This window comes from Mucilaginibacter sp., assembly GCF_039207105.1.
Lineage (GTDB): Bacteria > Bacteroidota > Bacteroidia > Sphingobacteriales > Sphingobacteriaceae > Mucilaginibacter.
In genome coordinates this window covers 1-5,385 of sequence record NZ_JBCECK010000239.1, presented here as the reverse complement: position 1 = coordinate 5,385, position 5,385 = coordinate 1, and the positions used below count along the sequence as shown (strand labels likewise).

The window sequence follows — 5,385 nt, the reverse complement described above, 5'->3', positions numbered from 1 at the left end:
GCAGAAGTGTTTTTTTCCTTTTTGTCGCCATATGCCAGCTGTACAGCAGCATATCCGTCTGTATCCACAGACTTAACTTGTGTTACCACGCAAGGGCCAGCTTCGATTACTGTACAAGGAATGTTTTTCCCTGCCTCGTCGAAAATGCTGGTCATTCCTACTTTTTTACCAATAATTCCTGACATTTCTTTAATTTGTTTGTGCCCATCGAAGCAGTAGGGCTTCGTTCAAGGCATGTTATTCCCCTCGAAAGGGACGGCAAAGATAGAAATTTTGTATTAACTCTCAAATAGTTAATGAATTATTTTTTAATATTTTTCCACATTGTTTTTTAACAGAGCCGCCGGAGGTATTTGTATGAAGATGAACCGGTTTAATTTTTGCGAGAAAATTCAGGGTTTTGGAATTTACATCCTCGTGATAAAAAATTCGGCGTAAAACCGCGTGTCGCCAAAAAAATCTTTTCACAATTGTGCAGCAAAAATAATAAAGCTGTATTAAATTGGCCATATTTTAAATTTCCGCGGCCAGTTCAAAAAAATAATGGCCCTGAATACGCCTTTACCTTTTTAAAAATCAATTAAAATGACAGCGCTTCCCTTAAAACTCAACCGCAATATTATACTGATCACCTTAATAGCCCTGATTATTTTTATCGGCGGACTATTACTTTTACATTCAGTAGCTTACCAAATTAAAGATAAGGTAGCCAGCGGCTTACTGGCCGATTTTGTGATCACCTTTCCGGTGCTTTATTATTTAATTATGGTGAGGCCATTAAAGCTACCCCTAAAACGTATGCTGCTGGTAATAAGCATATGTTCGGCCGTGGCTTATCTGGTGCTTCCGGCACACCAGCGCGAGTATATTTTACAATTGCGCAAGCTAACCGCTGCTGCCGAAATATTATTTATTATTTACACGGTAAGCCAGATCAGAAAGTTAAACGCATTTTATAAAACCCACCAGGCCACCCTGCCCGACCCTATTTATAACCTGCGTGCCGCTATGGCGCACGTTCTGGGCGACTCATTACCCGTAAAACTCATTGCATCTGAATTAGCGGTTTTACGATACGGCCTTTTATGCTGGCGTAAAGAAAAATCCAGTTTAAAAGTCCTACACAACTTTAGTACCCATAAAGAAACAGGTTATATTGCCATCTGGTGTATTTTAATGGTGGTAGTTTTGGTTGAATTGGTAGCTTTTCATTTACTGCTACTAAGATGGAGCCCTATTGCCGCTATTATCGCAACAGGGCTTTCCCTATATAGCATGATCTTGTTTGTGGCTGATCTCTCGGCCATCCTGAAACGGAAAATACAACTTATGGATACGCACCTGCTGCTGCGTACAGGCTTGCGCTGGCGAATTTATACCAGTATTAATAATGTTGCATCAGTAAAAAAGATAACCAATGATTATAGCTCTGAAGATGCTTATTTTAAGGGAGGCATTATCAAAAGCGGAGGCAACTTACTGATTAACTTTAAAGAGCCTGTACAAATTGACAGACTCTATGGTGCAAGCAGAACACTCAGTACTGTATTAATGAATATTGATGATTATGAGGCTTTTGCCGAGGCTTTAAATGCGCAGAAGGAAAATTCGATCTAAATTTTACCGCCGCAGTATTTATCCCAATAGTCTATCAGTAAACGCTGTCCAAAATTGGTAAAGCCGTGGCCCATACCGGGTGTTGGTGTAAATTCGCCGAATACAGCGCCTTTATCGGTAGCATAAAAATCAATGCGTACAAAAATTTCGTAGCCTTTACTCAACGCTTTCGCGCAGGCTATTATTTCGGCCAAACAAGCTGGCGGTGGAAAGTATGTCCCCGATGGATAGATCTTGTTAATCGATGGTAATAATTCCCATTGCTCGTTATAAAAAGTGCAGTCGCCGGTTTTAGGGCTAAACCTGTTTACCACATTAATACAGGCTATTTCACCATTGAAGCAAAACAACTTATAATCTTTATGAATTTTTTGCTCCCCTTCTTCATTTTTCAAAAACTCCTCTACCAAAAATTGCAGATGCGTATTTTTATTAACCGCATCCTGCAAAACAGCACGTAACGCTGTTGTTGTGTACGATTTATCATCAAACAGGTTATAGCCGTTTTTCATCAAAAACACCAAATTTGATGAATGACCAATGGTAGGCCTAATCACATAATTTTCAGGAAGCCGGCCAAAATCAATATCGCTTACATTTCTGCCACACCAATATAAATTAGGCACCTTACAGTTGTGCGCTATAGCAAAATTGCGGGAATTATATTTGTTGCTTAATCTCCTTTGCCAGTTTTTAACGCTTTTCCACTCGTCCAACGGATCGTCTGCATTGAATAAGGTATTTCTGATGTTCTCGGCATCAGGATCTTGCCAAAAATGTTTATGCCTGTTCCTGATTCGTGTACCAATCATATCTGGTACGGGTAAAAAACTGCTGATAAATGCTAACATGATACTGTGTTAATAAGGTTAACCGTTTTTATTATTTTACTTATGTTTTGTGTTGTGAGATAACTTGCAGGTCATCACGGTTTAAATTGTTGGTTATTAATAAAACATTAGCTATCAGGGGGAGATATAATTATAATCTAATTTATTTAAAATATTTGTGGTTGCTATACCGAATTTACGAACGTGTAAAAAATGTTCGGTCTTACTCAGTCACTTATACATATTGTGTAAAGTTTTAATATCCAAATACACATAAGTGAGAAAACGATTTTGCTCACATGCATGATAATAAATGATAATACTGGCAGAATTTATTTTCGGATAGTAATTACATCACCGTTTGAATATTTCATCGGAGCTTCCTGATTTACCTGGATCTTTATCGTGACGATTGGGGCGCACTCTCCTTTTATACTTCCAATTGTGCTTATTACCGTATCAGTTTTAAGATTTTTGATCTTGATAAAGCAGGTATCTGTTGTTCGATTACCCGGAATAATATAATGAAAACGATTGCCGGCGCCGTCATTGATCTTCATAGGTGGAGCTAAGGAATCTACCTTATTACTGGTATTTTTAAATACTACCTTAATATCGCTGAGGGTGTAAGTTGGTTGCGCCGAAAAGAAAAGATCGGTACCGGTAGTTTTATCAACCACCTTAAAATCAAAGCTGGGTAAAATTAAAGCATAAGGTGCCAACAAACAGGTAGCTTTTTCTTTTTTTGAACAGGAGATGCAGGTTAGCATAAGCAGCAAACCCGCGCAGCACTGGATAAAGTTTTTCATAAACGGTTTAATAATTATGTTATAATTACCTTACGTTCAGGATATTTAAAATGATACAGTGATGGATCAAAAATAAAGTATTATTATAAATCGGGGCTTCCGATTAAAACTTATCTTACTATATCTATTCCTACTTTGCTGAATCCTTCAATAACTTTTTCAGTTTGGCATATACCAATGGATTACCTTGTTCCCTCGCACTGCTGTCGGCTACTGACCTGTTTTTATCAATTATTAAATGCCGGGGAAGATAAAGGCTCTTTTTTATACTGCCTTTTCTATTTTGCCACTCCCCATAGGTAGTATGAAAGTCCTGTTCCATATGCTTATTGATCAGGATATGATAGCCGTTGAGTTTATTGGCAGATATAAACGATTTCCATTTTTTATCATCATCATCACAGCAGATATATAATATCACGATATTATTTTCGGTGGCGAACTTTTCAAACGCCTTAACATTTTTTGTTTTTTGCAGTTCCTGTCTGCAAGGATGGCACCAGGTAGCCCACATATCTACATAAACTATCTTATTTTTAAACTGATGGACAAGCTGATCAAAATTAGCCGCGGTATCCGTCAGGTAGTGTATCCCGGAAAGATTAGGACAATGATTTTGCGCCAATGCCCCCGTATTGAAAAACAGTCTGGTAATAAATAGAAGTATTGCGAAAAGTCTGCAATTATTGTTTAACATGGGTAAAGGATAAGGTCAGATATCTGTACCACCAATTTAGCAAACCCAGTTGAAGTATAAAACTATATTTTAAGGTTGATGATCAAATACGAAACTGCTTGGCAAATCCCAAATCGAAATTCCGAAATCCGAAATCAAATCCCCTACTCACTCATCAGCCTTCTGATCAGTTCAGCGCTTTGCTTTTTGCCCTCTTCAAGTCGGCCGTCAAAAAAGGACTGTACATCGTTAAAATGCTTCTTATAGCCTTCCATGTCGCCATAACCAATTATTGCCGACCATTCGCGCACAGCAGAGTGAAACTCCAGATCGTCACCACGGATGGTTTTATCATACAGGGCGGTTTCTAACGATTCTTCTAATAACTCTTCATTCTTAAAAAGGTATTCTGCAATACCTAAGCGAAGACGAAACGGCGGTGTTTGGCAGATCAGGTTATCATAAGGGTTTACGCCCAGGTGGTACCAGGCATCAACCATACTCAATATACTCAGGTGCGAGTTAGGTTTACGCTGCTCGGAATTTTGCGACAGCGAAAACTCTTTCATAACCGTATCATTCAGCATGATAGGTTTACGGCTTTCATGAAAAACAAAATCGCGGGCACGATACAGGCGTTCCCTAAAGGTTTGGGCCTCCTCCTTGATCATGAGCTTAAACAGTTCCGATTCCGATTCGGCATAGCGCTTAACCTGTTGCCTGGCATATGGGTTTAATATGGCTAAACCGGCATATACGTGCGCTTTATAGCTAAATATACGCAGGGTGGTTAATATCTTCACATTATCAATACCCCCTATGTACGAGGCATTTTCCCAGGGGAAAAAACCGGCTGATTTCCAGGCGGTACCCATACTTTCAAAGCCTACATGAGTTACAGCCTGCGTATCGGCCACAATTTTATCATGCTCATGGTAATCGGCAATTTCCACAATATTGGTACCGATGGCGCTAAACAGATCATACATACGCTTATAAGCATCAGGGCTACTACGATGAGGTATCAGGATAAGCGTTTGGCCTGCCGGCTCAAACCCGGGCCCGTGCATACCATGAAAAGTGATGATCTGGGCATCTGAGGGCAGGTATTTTTCAAAAGTGGTTATCTCAGGATGTTTTACCGAGGTTTGCCCGGCCACAATGGCGCCATATTTGGTAAGCGGGCCGCATTCGGCAACCACGGCTTCCATTTTATCGGCTTCTACAGAATAGATGATCAGGTCGTTGATGCGGGATACTTCTTTACCGCTATCCATTATCTTTATTTTATACGGGGCCAGTTCATCTTCCAGCTTATTCCTGTTTTCGGGCAAATCGCATCCGCAAACGGTGTAGCCGGCTTTTGCAAATGCCTTAGCGTATAAACGCCCCATATCACCTAAACCAATAATACCTATATTCATGCCGCTAATATAACCATGAGTAGCAAAAT

General features: G+C 39.7%; 5 protein-coding genes and 1 pseudogene. 1 reads left to right on the top strand and 5 read right to left on the bottom strand.

All coding sequences use genetic code 11. The features are described from left to right. Window positions 1–185 (bottom strand): annotated as a pseudogene (locus tag AAGC65_RS24640) (50S ribosomal protein L3); the annotation flags it as partial. Between the two features lie 400 nt (window positions 186–585). On the opposite strand from AAGC65_RS24640, the gene AAGC65_RS24635 reads away from it, so the two are divergent. Beyond that, a complete protein-coding gene (locus AAGC65_RS24635) occupies window positions 586–1,617 on the top strand; it encodes a hypothetical protein (protein WP_343115120.1) in 1,032 nt (343 codons plus the stop codon). Here the strand turns inward: AAGC65_RS24635 and AAGC65_RS24630 are convergent. The 4 genes from AAGC65_RS24630 to AAGC65_RS24615 all read right to left on the bottom strand — a co-directional run. Further along, window positions 1,614–2,468, bottom strand: coding sequence for an ATP-grasp fold amidoligase family protein (locus tag AAGC65_RS24630; RefSeq protein ID WP_343115119.1), 855 nt, complete (start codon window positions 2,466–2,468; stop codon window positions 1,614–1,616). The two genes, AAGC65_RS24635 and AAGC65_RS24630, sit on opposite strands and share 4 nt — an antisense overlap. A gap of 311 nt (window positions 2,469–2,779) precedes the next feature. Beyond that, entirely contained in the window at window positions 2,780–3,256 is a 477-nt protein-coding gene (locus tag AAGC65_RS24625) for a hypothetical protein (RefSeq protein ID WP_343115118.1), read from the bottom strand. Window positions 3,257–3,386: 130 nt separating this feature from the next. After that, window positions 3,387–3,953 (bottom strand): TlpA disulfide reductase family protein, encoded by a 567-nt coding sequence (locus AAGC65_RS24620; RefSeq protein ID WP_343115117.1) that lies wholly within the window; start codon window positions 3,951–3,953, stop codon window positions 3,387–3,389. A gap of 143 nt (window positions 3,954–4,096) precedes the next feature. Beyond that, window positions 4,097–5,385 (bottom strand): prephenate dehydrogenase (locus tag AAGC65_RS24615; RefSeq protein WP_343115116.1); only part of this gene is annotated, 1,289 nt, incomplete at its 5' end.

Coding starts and splice junctions, on each gene's coding strand:
- AAGC65_RS24635 (WP_343115120.1), top strand. CDS start 586: ATGACAGCGCTTCCCTTAAAACTCAACCGCAATATTATACTGATCACC.
- AAGC65_RS24630 (WP_343115119.1), bottom strand. CDS start 2,468: ATGTTAGCATTTATCAGCAGTTTTTTACCCGTACCAGATATGATTGGT.
- AAGC65_RS24625 (WP_343115118.1), bottom strand. CDS start 3,256: ATGAAAAACTTTATCCAGTGCTGCGCGGGTTTGCTGCTTATGCTAACC.
- AAGC65_RS24620 (WP_343115117.1), bottom strand. CDS start 3,953: ATGTTAAACAATAATTGCAGACTTTTCGCAATACTTCTATTTATTACC.